Below are 14,897 nucleotides of genomic sequence, written 5' to 3'. Positions count from 1 at the left end.
CTGCAATTAAAGATTAGAGCCGAACAACTATGCCTTTTACACTTGGTCAACGCTGGATCAGCGATACAGAAAGCGAACTTGGATTAGGAACCGTCGTTGCCGTTGATGCGCGCATGGTTACCCTCCTCTTCCCTGCTACCGGTGAAAACCGCCTGTACGCTCGCAATGACTCCCCTGTGACCCGCGTAATGTTCAATCCGGGCGACACCGTGACCAGCCACGAAGGCTGGCAGCTAAAGGTTGAAGACGTAAAAGAAGAGAATGGACTGCTCGCCTACATCGGAACGCGTCTTGATACCGAAGAGACGAACGTCATCCTGCGTGAAGTACTGCTCGACAGCAAACTGGTGTTCAGCAAGCCGCAGGACCGTCTGTTTGCCGGGCAAATCGACCGTATGGATCGCTTCTCCCTGCGCTACCGCGCGCGTAAGTTCCAGAGCGAACAGTACCGCATGCCGTGGAGTGGCCTGCGCGGTCAGCGCACCAGCCTGATCCCCCACCAGCTGAATATCGCCCATGACGTGGGCCGTCGCCATGCGCCCCGCGTGCTGCTTGCTGACGAAGTGGGCCTGGGTAAAACCATCGAAGCGGGCATGATCCTGCACCAGCAATTGCTCTCTGGCGCTGCCGAGCGCGTGCTGATTGTCGTGCCTGAAACCCTCCAGCACCAGTGGCTGGTGGAGATGCTGCGCCGCTTTAACCTGCGCTTCTCCCTGTTCGACGACGAGCGCTATGCCGAAGCGCAGCACGACGCGGACAACCCGTTTGAAACCGAACAGCTGGTAATCTGCTCGCTGGATTTCGTGCGCCGCAGCAAGCAGCGTCTTGAGCATCTGTGCGATGCCGAATGGGACCTGATGGTCGTCGACGAAGCACACCACCTGGTGTGGAGCGAAGATGCCCCAAGCCGCGAATATATGGCGATTGAACAGCTTGCCGAGCGCGTGCCCGGCGTCCTGCTGCTGACCGCAACGCCGGAGCAGCTCGGTCTGGAAAGTCACTTCGCCCGTCTGCGCCTGCTCGATCCAAACCGTTTCCACGACTTCGCTCAGTTCGTGGAAGAGCAGAACAACTACCGTCCGGTTGCGGATGCCGTCGCGCTGCTGCTGGCGGGTAAACGTCTCTCAAACGATGAACTCAACACCCTGAGCGATCTGATTGGCGAGCAGGATATCGAGCCGCTTCTGCAGGCTGCGAACAGCGACAGCGAGAATGCGGGATCCGCGCGTAAAGAGCTGATCGACATGCTGATGGACCGTCACGGCACCAGCCGCGTGCTGTTCCGCAACACCCGTAACGGCGTGAAAGGGTTCCCAAAACGCGAACTGCACACCATCAAGCTCCCGCTGCCGACGCAGTATCAGACGGCGATTAAAGTCTCCGGCATTATGGGGGCGCGCAAAACCCAGGAAGAGCGCGCGCGTGACATGCTCTACCCGGAACAGATTTATCAGGAATTTGAAGGGGATACCGGCACCTGGTGGAACTTCGACCCGCGCGTGGAGTGGCTGATGGGCTACCTGACCGCGCACCGCTCCCAGAAAGTGCTGGTAATCTGCGCCAAAGCCGCCACCGCGCTGCAGCTGGAACAAGTTCTGCGCGAGCGCGAAGGCATTCGTGCCGCCGTGTTCCACGAAGGCATGTCCATCGTCGAGCGCGACCGCGCGGCGGCGTGGTTCAGTGAAGAGGACAGCGGCGCGCAGGTGATGCTGTGCTCCGAAATCGGTTCTGAAGGGCGTAACTTCCAGTTCGCCAGCAATCTGGTGATGTTCGATCTGCCGTTCAACCCGGATCTGCTGGAGCAGCGTATCGGACGTCTGGATCGCATCGGCCAGGCGCATGATATTCAGATCCACGTGCCGTACCTGGAAAAAACCGCTCAGTCGGTACTGGTGCGCTGGTTCCACGAAGGTCTGGATGCGTTTGAGCATACCTGCCCAACGGGCCGCACCATTTATGACCAGGTGCATGGCGATCTGATCGGTTACCTGGCCGCGCCGGAAAATACCGACGGTTTTGACGATCTGATTAAATCCTGCCGCGAGAAACATGAAGCGCTGAAGGCGCAGCTTGAACAGGGGCGCGACCGCCTGCTGGAGATCCACTCCAACGGTGGCGAAAAAGCGCAGGCGCTTGCCGAGAGCATTGAAGAACAAGATGACGACACCAGCCTGATCGGCTTCTCCATGAACCTGTTCGACATTGTCGGGATTAACCAGGACGATCGTGGCGAGAACCTGATCGTGTTAACCCCATCAGACCACATGCTGGTGCCCGATTTCCCGGGCCTGCCGGAAGATGGCTGTACCATCACCTTCGAGCGTGACGTGGCGCTGTCCCGCGAAGATGCTCAATTCATCACCTGGGAACACCCGCTGATCCGCAACGGGCTGGATCTGATCCTCTCCGGAGATACCGGCAGCAGCACCATCTCCCTGTTGAAAAACAAGGCGCTGCCCGTAGGCACGCTGTTGCTGGAGCTGATCTATGTTGTGGAAGCGCAAGCGCCGAAACAGCTGCAGCTCAACCGCTTCCTGCCGCCAACGCCGGTGCGTTTGCTGCTGGATAAAAACGGTACGAACCTGGCAGGACAGGTGGAGTTCGAAAGCTTCAACCGCCAGCTAAGCGCGGTGAACCGCCATACCGGCAGCAAGTTGGTGAACGCGGTCCAGCAGGACGTGCACGCCATTCTCCAGCAGGGCGAAATCCAGATTGAAAAAGCGGCCCGAGACCTGATTGACGCCGCGCGCAATGAAGCCGACGAGAAACTGTCTGCCGAGCTGTCCCGTCTGGAAGCGTTAAAAGCGGTCAATCCGAACATCCGCGACGACGAACTGGCGGCAATTGAAAGCAACCGTCAGCAGGTGCTGGAAAGCCTGAATCAGGCGGGATGGCGTCTTGACGCCCTGCGTCTTATCGTTGTGACGCATCAGTAAACGGAGCGCAAGATGGTGATGGAGCCGTATAATCCGCCGCAGGATCCCTGGCTGGTCATTCTGTATCAGGATGAACACATTATGGTGGTCAACAAGCCGAGCGGCCTGTTGTCCGTGCCGGGCCGTCTGGATGAGCACAAGGACAGCGTGATGACGCGCATTCAGCGCGATTATCCGCAGGCCGAGTCCGTCCATCGCCTGGACATGGCCACCAGCGGCGTGATTGTGGTGGCGCTGAATAAAGCGGCGGAGCGCGAACTGAAGCGTCAGTTCCGCGAGCGCGAGCCGAAGAAGCAGTATGTTGCCCGCGTCTGGGGCCACCCGGCGCAGGCGGAAGGGCTGGTGGATTTACCGCTGATTTGCGACTGGCCGAACAGGCCAAAGCAGAAGGTGTGTTATGAAACCGGCAAGGCTGCGCAAACCGAATATGAAGTGCTGGAGTACGCGCCGGATAACACCGCGCGCGTCCTGCTTAAGCCGATTACCGGACGTTCACACCAGCTGCGCGTGCATATGCTTGCGCTGGGTCACCCGATTCTGGGTGACCGCTTCTACGCCCCGCCAGAGGCCCTGGCGTTAGCGCCACGCCTGCAGCTCCATGCGCAGACGCTCACCATCACCCACCCTACTTTCGGTAACGCGATGACGTTTAAAGCCCCGGTGGACTTCTGAAAAAAAAGCCCGACATTGTCGGGCTTTTTCTTATTTGAAACCTTTCTTCTCTTTAATGAGCTCGTACGCCTTCTGGATTTCCTGCGCTTTTTGCTTCGCCATCTCCATCATTTCCGGCGGTAAACCTTTCGCCACCAGCTTGTCAGGATGATGCTCGCTCATCAGCTTACGGTAGGCACGTTTAATCGTGGTTTGATCGTCCGTGGGCTTCACGCCAAGCACGTTGCAGGCATCTTCCAGCGTCGGGCCACGCTGCGCCTGCTGCCATGCACCGCCGGAAGACTGCTGGTGATAGCCGCCGCCAAACTGGGCGCCGCCCTGCATCATGCGCAGGAACTGATCAAACTGCATACGGGAGATACCCAGTTCTTCCGCAATAACGTACAGGACATCGCGTTCATTGGGGTGAAGCGAGCCGTCGGCAAACGCCGCCTGGATTTGGATTTCCAGAAACATCCGAATTAAATCAAAACGTCCGAAGCAGATGCTGCGGAACTGGCGCATCTTTTCACGCAGCGGATAGTTATCCGATTTACCTATGCGAAACGCATTCTGCGCCGCCAGGCGGGACTCACCATGCAGGTTCATGCGATCCATAAAAACGCTGGCAATCTGAATATCCGCTTCGGTCACGCGTCCTTTGGATTTGGTTAAGTGCCCCATGACCTCAAAGGTGGTGGAGAAAAAGAGCGACTGGCGCTCGCGCTGATTGGCAAACCAGGCCATTTTGCGGCTGCGTGCCTTATCAAACATATGGCCAATGATAAGCCCAAGCACAATTCCCCAGAACCCGGCACCCATGATGATGGCGAACGCAACGCCGATTATTTTACCCCAATACTGCATATACTCCCCGGATAGTCATATTCCCTGCCGACGCAACGTCATCATCACAGTGTTCAAGCCACGGTCAATTGAAGGACATCGCCTATAATTTGCTTTATCATACTCGTCATTCGATAGCGAGCCTAACACTCTGGCGCGCAAACGGGCAGGATTAACGCTGGTACTGCGCTGATGAGTAAGATAGTCTCTGAGCGTTTGTAAGCCGTAGCCACTGATGACGGAACAATAAAATATAACGTATGAAAAAACGTATCCCCACCCTCCTGGCCACAATGATTGGCTCCGCCCTGTACAGTCAACAGGGGCTGGCGGCCGATCTCGCCTCGCAGTGTATGCTTGGCGTCCCAAGTTATAATCGCCCACTGGTGGAGGGCGATACAAATAGCTTGCCGGTAACCATTACTGCCGATAGCTCCAAAGGTACTTATCCTGACAATGCCACGTTTACGGGCAATGTGGATATTAACCAGGGCAATAGCCGCCTGCAGGCTGATGAAGTGCAGTTGCACCAGAAGCAGCCGGAAGGCGCGGTCGAGCCGGTACGAACGGTGGATGCGCTGGGTAATGTGCACTATGACGACAATCAGGTCATCCTGAAAGGTCCGAAAGCCTGGTCAAACCTGAATACCAAAGATACTAACGTCTGGGAAGGTGATTACCAGATGGTGGGTCGCCAGGGACGCGGTAAAGCGGACCTGATGAAACAGCGCGGTGAAAACCGCTATACGATTCTGGAGAATGGCTCCTTTACATCATGTCTGCCGGGTTCAAATACCTGGAGCGTGGTCGGGAGCGAAGTTATCCATGACCGTGAAGAGCAGGTCGCAGAGATCTGGAACGCACGCTTTAAGCTGGGTCCGGTGCCGGTATTCTACAGCCCTTATCTCCAGCTTCCCGTGGGTGACAAGCGTCGCTCGGGCTTCCTGATCCCGAATGCTAAATACAGCACCTCGAACTACTTTGAGTTCTACCTGCCGTATTACTGGAACATCGCGCCCAACATGGACGCCACGATCACGCCGCACTATATTCACAAGCGCGGCAACATCATGTGGGAAAACGAGTTCCGCTATCTGACTCAGGCCGGTGCTGGCCTGATGGAGCTGGATTATCTGCCGTCGGATAAGGTCTTCCAGGATGAGCATCCTACAGAAGGCGATAAACACCGCTGGCTATTCTACTGGCAGCATGCCGGAGTGATGGATCAGGTGTGGCGCTTTAACGTTGACTATACCAAAGTCAGCGACTCATCTTATTTTAACGACTTCTCGTCTAAATACGGTTCGAGCACGGATGGCTATGCCACGCAGAAGTTCAGCGTAGGCTATGCGGTGCAGAACTTTGATGCAACCGTCTCAACCAAGCAGTTCCAGGTATTCTCTGACCAGTCCACGCCTACCTATGGTGCAGAGCCGCAGCTGGACGTTAACTGGTATCAGAATAACGTAGGTCCATTCGACACCCGGGTTTACGCTCAGGCGGTACATTTCGTGAACACGGATTCGGACATGCCGGAAGCTACGCGTGTTCACCTGGAGCCGACGATCAATCTGCCGTGGTCTAACGACTGGGCAAGCCTGAATACCGAAGCCAAGCTGATGGCGACGCACTATCAGCAAAAAAATGTTGATAATTACAACACCACGAACAATGCGCATCTGGAAGAGTCGGTTAACCGAACGCTCCCGCAGTTCAAAATGGACGGGAAGCTGATCTTCGAGCGTGATATGGGCCTGCTGGCGGATGGTTATACCCAGACGCTTGAGCCGCGTATGCAGTATTTGTACGTGCCGTATCGCGATCAGAGCAATATTCAAAACTACGACTCGTCTTTGCTGCAGTCTGACTACAGCGGCCTGTTCCGCGATCGTACTTACGGCGGTCTGGACCGTATCGCCTCCGCTAACCAGTTAACGACCGGCGTCACAACACGCGTTTATGATGATGCCGCCGTTGAACGTTTTAACGTTTCTGTTGGTCAAATCTACTATTTCACCGAGTCTCGCACCGGCGATGACAACATTCAGTGGGAGAAAGACAACAAAACGGGATCGCTGGTATGGGCGGGAGATACCTACTGGCGTATGACGGATCGCTGGGGTCTGCGTGGCGGAGTGCAATATGATACTCGTCTCGACAATATTGCTAATAGTAGTGCGGCTATAGAGTATCGTCGTGATGAAGATCGTATGATTCAACTCAGCTATCGCTACGCTAGTCCGGAATACATTCAGGCGACGCTTCCGAAGAGTAACGATCAGAACAGCATTAATTACTGGAAACTACCGCAATATTCAGACGGAATTTCTCAGGTTGGTGCGGTAGCAAGCTGGCCTATCGCCGACCGCTGGTCAATCGTAGGCGCTTACTACTTTGACACCAACGCGAATAAGCCAGCGGACCAGATGGTAGGTCTGCAATATAACTCCTGCTGTTACGCGCTGCGCGTCGGTTACGAGCGTAAGCTTAACGGCTGGGACAGTGAAAACAATCAGAGCAAATACGATAACGTGATTGGCTTTAATGTCGAACTGCGCGGCCTGAGCTCCAACTACGGCCTGGGCACGCATCAGATGCTGCGTTCGAACATTCTGCCGTACAGTAGTTCTTTGTAATGTGCTTGATTTACAACGTAATCCGCTTTGCGGTTAATTGAAATGGAAAAAGTATGAAGAACTGGAAAACGCTGCTGCTTGGTGTCGCTATGGTTGCGAATACCAGCTTCGCGGCCCCCCAGGTTGTTGATAAGGTCGCCGCTGTCGTTAACAACGGCGTCGTGCTCGAAAGTGACGTTGATGGTCTGATGAAATCCGTGAAGCTCAATTCGGGCGAAGCGGGTCAGCAACTTCCGGATGACGCCACGCTGCGCCACCAGATCCTGGAGCGTCTGATCATGGATCAGATTATCCTGCAGATGGGTCAGAAAATGGGCGTGAAGGTGACCGACGAGCAGCTCGATCAGGCTATCGCTAACATTGCAAAGCAGAACAACATGTCGCCGGACCAGATGCGCAGCCGTCTGGCCTATGACGGCATCAGCTACGCTACCTACCGTAACCAGATCCGTAAAGAGATGCTGATCTCGGAAGTGCGTAATAATGAAGTCCGTCGCCGCGTTACCATCCTGCCTCAGGAAGTGGATGCGCTGGCAAAACAGGTGGGCAACCAGAACGATGCGAGCACAGAGCTGAACCTGAGCCACATTCTGATCCCACTGCCAGAGAACCCAACGTCAGATCAGGCTGCTGAAGCAGAAAGTCAGGCACGTTCAATTGTCGACCAGGCGCGTAACGGCGGCGACTTTGGCAAGCTGGCTATCACCTACTCTGCTGACCAACAGGCCCTGAAAGGCGGCCAGATGGGCTGGGGACGTATCCAGGAGCTGCCATCTATCTTTGCTCAGGCGCTGAGCACGGCGAAGAAAGGCGATATCGTCGGTCCAATCCGTTCAGGGGTGGGCTTCCACATTCTGAAAGTGAACGATCTGCGCGGTCAGAGCCAGAATATCTCCGTGACTGAAGTTCACGCTCGCCACATTCTGCTGAAGCCGTCACCGATCATGACTGACGATCAGGCGCGTGCGAAGCTGGAGCAAATTGCCGCAGATATTAAGAGCGGTAAAACGTCGTTTGCCAATGCAGCGAAAGAGTTCTCTCAGGATCCTGGCTCTGCGAACCAGGGCGGCGATCTGGGCTGGGCGGCTGCGGACATTTACGATCCTGCCTTCCGCGATGCGCTGATGAAGCTGAATAAAGGCCAGATCAGTGCCCCGGTTCACTCTTCATTTGGCTGGCATCTGATCGAGCTGATGGACACCCGCAACGTGGACAAAACGGATGCGGCGCAGAAAGACAGAGCCTACCGTATGCTGTTTAACCGTAAGTTCTCCGAAGAAGCGGCAACCTGGATGCAGGAACAGCGCGCCAGTGCTTACGTGAAAGTCCTGAGCAACTAATGAAACAGCATCGTGTTGTTATCACTCCCGGCGAACCCGCCGGGATTGGGCCTGACCTCGTTGTCCAGCTCGCCCAGCGCAGCTGGCCAGTAGAATTGGTTGTCTGCGCGGATGCAACACTGTTACAAGACCGGGCGAATCTGCTCGGTCTGCCCTTAACGCTCATCCCCTACGTTGAAGGCCAACAGCCCGCACCACAGCAGGCTGGTACGCTCACTCTTCTTTCTGTTCCCCTTCGTACTCCCGTTGTTCCAGGCCAGCTCAGCACGGAAAATGGCCACTACGTCGTGGAAACCCTTGCCCGCGCCTGCGACGGTTGCCTGAAGGGCGAATTTGCCGCTCTGATTACCGGCCCCGTGCATAAGGGCGTCATCAACGAAGCGGGCATCCCTTTTACCGGGCATACGGAGTTCTTCGAAGAGCGCTCGCACAGCCCGAAAGTGGTGATGATGCTGGCGACGGAAGCGATGCGCGTTGCTCTCGTGACCACCCATCTACCGATCAAGGCCATTCCTGATGCCATCACCCCGGAACTGCTGCGGGAGATCATCGGGATCCTGCATCACGATCTGCAGACAAAATTCGGGATCCCGAAGCCGCATGTGCTGGTCTGCGGCCTCAATCCGCACGCCGGCGAAGGCGGGCACATGGGCACCGAAGAGATCGACACCATTATTCCGGTGCTTGAAGAAATGCGCGCCAAAGGGATGAATCTCAGCGGGCCGCTGCCTGCGGACACCCTTTTCCAGCCAAAATACCTGGATAATGCCGACGCCGTCCTCGCGATGTACCACGATCAGGGTCTGCCCGTGCTAAAATATCAGGGTTTTGGCCGCGGGGTGAATATCACCCTCGGTTTACCCTTTATTCGAACGTCCGTTGACCACGGCACTGCGCTGGATCTGGCAGGCCAGGGGAAAGCGGATGTCGGCAGTTTTATTACGGCGCTTAATCTCGCCATCAAAATGATTGTTAATACTCAATGACTAATCGAGTCCATCAGGGCCACTTAGCCCGTAAACGCTTCGGGCAAAACTTTCTCAACGATCAGTTCGTGATCGACAGCATCGTCTCTGCTATTAATCCGCAGAAGGGTCAGGCTATGGTCGAAATCGGCCCGGGCCTTGCCGCACTGACCGAGCCGGTAGGCGAACGCCTCGACGAGCTGACCGTTATCGAACTGGACCGCGACCTGGCCGCACGCCTGCAAACGCACCCGTTCCTCGGACCAAAGCTGACCATCTATCAGCAGGATGCCATGACCATGAACTTTGGCGAACTGTCGGAAAAAATGGGTCAGCCGCTGCGCGTGTTCGGCAACCTGCCGTATAACATCTCCACGCCGCTAATGTTCCACCTCTTTAGCTATACTGATGCCATTGCCGACATGCACTTCATGTTGCAAAAAGAGGTTGTTAACCGTCTGGTTGCAGGGCCGAACAGTAAAGCGTATGGTCGTTTAAGCGTGATGGCACAATATTACTGCAACGTGATCCCGGTACTCGAAGTACCGCCATCAGCGTTCACGCCGCCACCGAAAGTAGATTCTGCGGTTGTGCGCCTTGTGCCGCACAAAACGAAACCGTATCCGGTTAAAGATCTGCGTGTACTGAGCCGCATCACCACGGAAGCCTTTAACCAGCGCCGTAAAACGATCCGTAACAGTCTGAGCAATTCGTTTACCGTTGAGGTGTTAGCAGAGCTGGGGATCGACCCGGCAATGCGTGCGGAAAACATTTCTGTAGAGCAGTACTGCAAGCTGGCTAATTACATCAGCGAAAATGCGCCGCCGAAGGAGAGTTAAGCCATGATTGATTCGCCCCGCGTATGTGTCCATGTACAAAGCGTCTATGTTGAATCGCAATCCTCGCCGGATGAAGATCGTTTTGTCTTTGCTTACACCGTGACCATTCGCAATCTGGGGCGGATGCCCGTGCAGCTGCGCGGGCGCTACTGGCTTATCACCAACGGCAATGGCCGCGAAATCGAAGTTCAGGGGGAAGGTGTGGTCGGTGAACAGCCTCATATCGCCCCTGGCGAAGAGTATCAGTACACCAGCGGCGCGGTAATTGAAACGCCGCTGGGTACCATGCAAGGCCATTACGAAATGGTCGACGTCGATGGCAATGTGTTCCGCGTTGCTATTCCTGTGTTCCGTCTCGCCGTAACCACACTCATTCATTAATATAATGTCTACATATCTGATTGGCGACGTTCACGGTTGCTACGATGAACTGATCGCATTGTTAAAACAGGTCGACTTTACGCCAGGACAGGACACGCTCTGGCTGACGGGCGATTTAGTCGCGCGTGGCCCGGGCTCGCTTGAGGTTTTACGTTTCGTCAAATCTCTGGGCGACAGCGTGCGCATGGTGCTGGGCAATCACGATCTTCACCTGTTGGCCGTATTTGCCGGGATCAGCCGCAACAAACCTAAAGATCGCCTCTCTCCCCTGCTGGATGCGCCAGACGCGGACGAACTGATTAACTGGCTGCGCCGCCAGCCTTTACTGCAGGTCGATGAGGAGAAAAAGCTGGTTATGGCTCATGCCGGGATCACCCCGCAATGGGATCTTGAGACGGCTAAAACCTGCGCGCGTGACGTTGAGGCGGTGCTGGCGAGCGACTCGTACCCCTTCTTCCTTGATGCCATGTACGGCGATATGCCGAATCACTGGAGCGAGGATCTCAGCGGTCTGGCCCGCCTGCGCTTTATTACCAACGCTTTTACGCGCATGCGTTTCTGCTTCCCGAACGGGCAGCTGGACATGTATTCCAAAGAGACACCGGAAAGCGCGCCTGCCCCGCTCAAACCGTGGTTTGCCATTCCTGGACCCGTGACAAGCGAGTACAACGTCGTCTTTGGCCACTGGGCTGCGCTGGAAGGAAAAGGCACGCCGGACGGGATCTACGGTCTGGATACCGGATGCTGCTGGGGCGGAGAGTTGACCTGCTTACGCTGGGAAGATAAAACTTACTTTGTTCAGCCGTCCAACCGACAGCTGGACTTAGGGGAAAGTGAGGCCGTTGCCTCCTGAATCATTCCCTCTCCCGGGCGGGAGAGGGACATCACTTAACGACGTTCCAGAATCTCGAAGCAGTAGCTGTGGGAGTTCTGTGCATCCGCGTCGTGGAACTCGCTGAATACCGATTCCCACTCGTCCGGATCGTAATCCGGGAAATGGGTGTCCCCTTCCACTTCCGCATCAATGTGGGTCAGATACAGCTTCTGCGCTTTTGGCAGGAACTGCTCATACACGCGGCCGCCGCCGATCACCATGATCTCTTCGGCGTCACCGCAGGCGGCAATCGCTTCATCAACGGACTTAACCCATTCGACGCGATCGTCAGTGCCCGGCTGGCTACTGATAACGATATTCTTACGGCCCGGCAATGGACGACCAATCGACTCCCAGGTCAGGCGGCCCATCACTACCGGCTTGTTTAACGTAGTACGTTTAAACCATGCGAGATCGGCAGGCAGGTTCCACGGCATGGCATTTTCCATACCGATAACGCGGTCCACCGCCAGCGCTGCAATCAGACTGATCATTGAAAATTTCCCGGATGCAAAAAATTGCCGCCACTATACGGAAAGCTTAATCTTTCGTCGACTGGCGGCAGAGTAAAGATACAGAAATTTTTTATTATTGCTGGCAACTCCACTTCACGCGGAAGGTTTACTCTCGGGCTCGTCAGCCGGATCGCCGGTATGCTTGCCCTCTTCCGTGCCCTGCCAGCCATGACGTTGGATCAGCGACAGGTGATTGCGGTCCTCGTTAATGATTTCTGTAAGCATTGCGCTGGTGCGTTTAAACACCGCCGCACGCTCCGTGGCCGTACTGCCCGCCATCGCCGCCATCTCTTCCACCATCTCAGTATTAAAGCGACGGAACAGGTCCGCACGCTCGCGCGCTTCGTACGCGCCGAGCCCCAGATTTTCCAGCGCCATACGGCCGGATTTCAGCGCGCCTTCAAAGGTTTCACGCTCCGGAGCTTCTACCCCCGCCTGCCGCAGCCGGATATAGTGATCCACATCGCGGGCGCGGGAAATGATGGTCAGATTCGGGAAATGTTCTTTCGCCATTTCCACCATCTGCATGCTGGTCTCCGGATCGTCAATGGCGTTAATCAACACCTCCGCTTTTGCCGCCCCGGCAGATTCCAGCAGATCGACGCGGGTCGCATCGCCGTAAAACACCTTCATATCAAATTTTCGCAGGGTGTCGACATGGTCGGGGTCGTGATCGAGGATAACCATTTTCACCCCGCTGGACAGCAGCAGACGGCCAACGATCTGCCCGTAGCGGCCAAATCCGGCAATGATGACGCGCGGCTGCTCTTCGTCAATTTCATCGGCTTCGCGCTCCTGCTCGCTACCCGATTTTTCCAGACGCGTCAGCACCACCAGCAGAATAGGCGTCGCCGCCATCGACAGCGCGACCGCGAGCGTCAGCGCTTTCGCCCATTCCGGGTCGAGGACGTTTGCCATCTGTGCTGCGCCAAAGACCACAAACGCAAATTCGCTCCCCTGCCCCAGCAGAACCGCAAACCAGCTGCGCTGCTTATTTGGCACCTTGAGCGGACGCGCAATCAGCCACAGCATCGCCATTTTAATGATCAGGAAGCCGACCAGCAGGACGACGATCCGCAGCGGGTGCGTCACCAGCGTGCCGAAGTCGACGGACATCCCCACGCCGATGAAAAACAGCCCCAGCAGCAAGCCTTTAAACGGCTCGATATCGCTTTCCAGCGCGTGACGGTATTCAGAACTCGCCAGCAGAACGCCTGCGAGGAACGCCCCCATCGCCATCGACAGCCCGGCTTCCTCCAGCAGCAAACCAAAGCCAAACACCAGGAACAGCGCCACGGCGCTGAACACTTCGCGCAGGCCTGAACGGGCAACAAACCGCAGTAACGGGCGGGTCACGTAGCGGCCAAGCAGGACCACCAGCGCTAGCGCCCCCACGACTTTTAATGCCGACAGCGCAAACGCCCCCAGCGTCGTGGACGAGCCGCTTGCCGCCAGCAGCGGGATCATCGCCACCAGCGGAATAGCGGCAATATCCTGGAACAGCAGCACCGAAAACGCGCTGCGTCCCATCTGCGAGACCGTCAGATTTCGCTCGTTCATCGCCTGCATGGCGATGGCCGTCGAGGAGAGCGCCAGCGTCATGCCGATAAGCTCCGCCACTTTCCAGTCCATGCCCAACAGGATGCAGAACCCACCGAGCAGCAGGCCGCAGGCCACCATCTGCAGCGCGCCTCCGCCAAATACCGAGGCGCGAAGTTTCCATAACCTCTGCGGATCCAGCTCCAGACCAATCACAAAGAGCATCAGCACGACGCCAATTTCAGCGAAATGGAGGATCGCCTCCGCATCCGTTACCAGTCGAAAGCCCCAGGGCCCAATGACGCAGCCCGCAATCAGGTAGCCAAGAACCGACCCCAGCCCCAGACGTACCGCCACCGGCACAATCAGCGCCGCCGCGCCGAGATAAATCAGCGCCTGTATCAGCGTATGGCTATCCATGATGCGTCTCCTGCCACTCAAGCAAGCGTTGTTTATAATGGCGAGCCTGCGCCTGCAGCGTTTCATCGTCGCAAACAAAGGTGCAATGCATCGCAAAAGGCGGGAGCCAGTTCAGCCCGCAGTAAAGCGCCGTAGCCTGCAGCGGCTGCGCCAGGACGTCAAACCCCGGGAAGGCACCAATATCAAAGTGGCTTTCCCCACCGCCGGTGGTAACCGCCCACATCAGGCTTTTGCCTTTTAGCGCATTGCCGTTGTGGCCATACGCCCAGCCGTGGGAGAAGACTTTATCAATCCACAGCTTCAGGAGCGGCGGCGTGCTGTACCACTGCATCGGGTGCTGCCAGACGATCAGATCGGCACGGGAGAGCGCCTCCTGTTCGGCGGCGATATCGATATTAAAATCGGGATAGAGTTGATAGAGGGAACGTATCTCTACGTTTTCTAGCGTCCTTGCCTGCTCAAGCATCCGCTTATTCGCATGCGAGTGCTGCGGATAAGGGTGCGCATAAATTATCAGAATCATTGAGTAGCCTGTTGTTACTGCCTTCTTTTAACAAAAGAGTGTAGTCAGTAATTCAACAGGCTAATAGTGAATATTATTGACGGGCTTACGTCAGAATTCTGAATTAGTTATCCAGCTCGCCCATGGATTTCACCTGGTCGCGATTAATCTGTTCAGTTTGACCGGTTTCGGCGTTTTTGTACGACACCAGGCCGGTATCGTCATCCACCTGCGGTTTCCCGTCAGTCACGATGGTTTTACCATCGGTGGTTTTTACGGCCTGATTGGACGAACAGCCCGCGACGGTGAACATTGCGGTGGCAGCCAGAACGGAAGCGATCAGTAGTTTATTTTGCATGGTGTTTTCCCCTGCTCTCAGTTGAATTTTCGTTATCGACCTAACCATTTTAGGCTAACTGACTGAAAGCGGATGAAAAACCAGAAGGTTCTTAA

General features: G+C 55.9%; 13 protein-coding genes. 8 read left to right on the top strand and 5 right to left on the bottom strand.

Annotation, left to right across the window (positions count from 1 at the left end):
• The first annotated feature begins 29 nt into the window (after positions 1-29).
• Both rapA and rluA read left to right on the top strand, forming a co-directional pair.
• Positions 30-2,936 carry an RNA polymerase-associated protein RapA gene (gene rapA / locus IM314_RS09450; RefSeq protein ID WP_028015485.1) on the top strand — a complete coding sequence of 969 codons (2,907 nt, stop codon included), beginning with the start codon at positions 30-32 and terminating at the stop codon, positions 2,934-2,936.
• 12 nt (positions 2,937-2,948) lie between these two features.
• The gene (gene rluA / locus IM314_RS09445) at positions 2,949-3,608 is read left to right on the top strand and encodes a bifunctional tRNA pseudouridine(32) synthase/23S rRNA pseudouridine(746) synthase RluA (protein WP_028015484.1); all 660 of its coding nucleotides are present in this window, start codon (positions 2,949-2,951) and stop codon (positions 3,606-3,608) included.
• 30 nt (positions 3,609-3,638) lie between these two features.
• Here rluA and djlA read toward each other — a convergent pair whose 3' ends face one another.
• Complete coding sequence (gene djlA / locus IM314_RS09440; RefSeq protein WP_028015483.1) at positions 3,639-4,454, bottom strand: co-chaperone DjlA; 816 nt, start codon at positions 4,452-4,454, stop codon at positions 3,639-3,641.
• Between the two features lie 239 nt (positions 4,455-4,693).
• On the opposite strand from djlA, the gene lptD reads away from it, so the two are divergent.
• From lptD to apaH, 6 genes are read left to right on the top strand one after another with little or no spacing between them, the layout of a single operon-like run.
• A complete protein-coding gene (gene lptD, locus IM314_RS09435; RefSeq protein ID WP_059357860.1) occupies positions 4,694-7,069 on the top strand; it encodes an LPS assembly protein LptD in 2,376 nt (791 codons plus the stop codon).
• Positions 7,070-7,122: 53 nt separating this feature from the next.
• Positions 7,123-8,409 (top strand): peptidylprolyl isomerase SurA, encoded by a 1,287-nt coding sequence (gene surA, locus IM314_RS09430; protein WP_028015481.1) that lies wholly within the window; start codon positions 7,123-7,125, stop codon positions 8,407-8,409.
• Complete coding sequence (gene pdxA / locus IM314_RS09425; protein ID WP_193358527.1) at positions 8,409-9,395, top strand: 4-hydroxythreonine-4-phosphate dehydrogenase PdxA; 987 nt, start codon at positions 8,409-8,411, stop codon at positions 9,393-9,395. Before surA ends, pdxA begins: the two co-directional genes overlap by 1 nt.
• Positions 9,392-10,213, top strand: coding sequence for a 16S rRNA (adenine(1518)-N(6)/adenine(1519)-N(6))-dimethyltransferase RsmA (rsmA, locus tag IM314_RS09420; protein ID WP_028015479.1), 822 nt, complete (start codon positions 9,392-9,394; stop codon positions 10,211-10,213). Before pdxA ends, rsmA begins: the two co-directional genes overlap by 4 nt.
• 3 nt (positions 10,214-10,216) lie before the next feature.
• The gene (gene apaG, locus IM314_RS09415; protein ID WP_193358528.1) at positions 10,217-10,594 is read left to right on the top strand and encodes a Co2+/Mg2+ efflux protein ApaG; all 378 of its coding nucleotides are present in this window, start codon (positions 10,217-10,219) and stop codon (positions 10,592-10,594) included.
• A 4-nt stretch (positions 10,595-10,598) separates the two neighbouring features.
• The gene (gene apaH, locus IM314_RS09410; RefSeq protein ID WP_028015478.1) at positions 10,599-11,447 is read left to right on the top strand and encodes a bis(5'-nucleosyl)-tetraphosphatase (symmetrical) ApaH; all 849 of its coding nucleotides are present in this window, start codon (positions 10,599-10,601) and stop codon (positions 11,445-11,447) included.
• Between the two features lie 35 nt (positions 11,448-11,482).
• Here the strand turns inward: apaH and folA are convergent, their stop codons facing one another.
• The 4 genes from folA to IM314_RS09390 form a co-directional block, all read right to left on the bottom strand.
• Positions 11,483-11,962, bottom strand: a complete 480-nt coding sequence (folA, locus tag IM314_RS09405; RefSeq protein WP_006173915.1) for a type 3 dihydrofolate reductase — start codon at positions 11,960-11,962, stop codon at positions 11,483-11,485.
• Between the two features lie 114 nt (positions 11,963-12,076).
• The gene (gene kefC / locus IM314_RS09400; RefSeq protein WP_045631139.1) at positions 12,077-13,942 is read right to left on the bottom strand and encodes a glutathione-regulated potassium-efflux system protein KefC; all 1,866 of its coding nucleotides are present in this window, start codon (positions 13,940-13,942) and stop codon (positions 12,077-12,079) included.
• On the bottom strand, positions 13,935-14,465 hold the full coding sequence (gene kefF / locus IM314_RS09395; protein WP_163332660.1) for a glutathione-regulated potassium-efflux system oxidoreductase KefF: 531 nt from the start codon (positions 14,463-14,465) through the stop codon (positions 13,935-13,937). Before kefF ends, kefC begins: the two co-directional genes overlap by 8 nt.
• Before the next feature lie 103 nt (positions 14,466-14,568).
• A complete protein-coding gene (locus IM314_RS09390) occupies positions 14,569-14,802 on the bottom strand; it encodes a YgdI/YgdR family lipoprotein (protein WP_003856439.1) in 234 nt (77 codons plus the stop codon).
• Positions 14,803-14,897 lie beyond the last annotated feature (95 nt).

Origin of the sequence: Enterobacter cloacae complex sp. P42RS (assembly GCF_014930595.1) — a bacterium.
Lineage (GTDB): Bacteria > Pseudomonadota > Gammaproteobacteria > Enterobacterales > Enterobacteriaceae > Enterobacter > Enterobacter bugandensis.
This window is presented reverse-complemented; position numbering and strand designations above follow the sequence as displayed.

Excerpts from the sequence above, each read along its gene's own strand:
- rapA (WP_028015485.1), top strand. The coding sequence starts at position 30 with ATGCCTTTTACACTTGGTCAACGCTGGATCAGCGATACAGAAAGCGAA.
- rluA (WP_028015484.1), top strand. The coding sequence starts at position 2,949 with ATGGTGATGGAGCCGTATAATCCGCCGCAGGATCCCTGGCTGGTCATT.
- djlA (WP_028015483.1), bottom strand. The coding sequence starts at position 4,454 with ATGCAGTATTGGGGTAAAATAATCGGCGTTGCGTTCGCCATCATCATG.
- lptD (WP_059357860.1), top strand. The coding sequence starts at position 4,694 with ATGAAAAAACGTATCCCCACCCTCCTGGCCACAATGATTGGCTCCGCC.
- surA (WP_028015481.1), top strand. The coding sequence starts at position 7,123 with ATGAAGAACTGGAAAACGCTGCTGCTTGGTGTCGCTATGGTTGCGAAT.
- pdxA (WP_193358527.1), top strand. The coding sequence starts at position 8,409 with ATGAAACAGCATCGTGTTGTTATCACTCCCGGCGAACCCGCCGGGATT.
- rsmA (WP_028015479.1), top strand. The coding sequence starts at position 9,392 with ATGACTAATCGAGTCCATCAGGGCCACTTAGCCCGTAAACGCTTCGGG.
- apaG (WP_193358528.1), top strand. The coding sequence starts at position 10,217 with ATGATTGATTCGCCCCGCGTATGTGTCCATGTACAAAGCGTCTATGTT.
- apaH (WP_028015478.1), top strand. The coding sequence starts at position 10,599 with ATGTCTACATATCTGATTGGCGACGTTCACGGTTGCTACGATGAACTG.
- folA (WP_006173915.1), bottom strand. The coding sequence starts at position 11,962 with ATGATCAGTCTGATTGCAGCGCTGGCGGTGGACCGCGTTATCGGTATG.
- kefC (WP_045631139.1), bottom strand. The coding sequence starts at position 13,942 with ATGGATAGCCATACGCTGATACAGGCGCTGATTTATCTCGGCGCGGCG.
- kefF (WP_163332660.1), bottom strand. The coding sequence starts at position 14,465 with ATGATTCTGATAATTTATGCGCACCCTTATCCGCAGCACTCGCATGCG.
- IM314_RS09390 (WP_003856439.1), bottom strand. The coding sequence starts at position 14,802 with ATGCAAAATAAACTACTGATCGCTTCCGTTCTGGCTGCCACCGCAATG.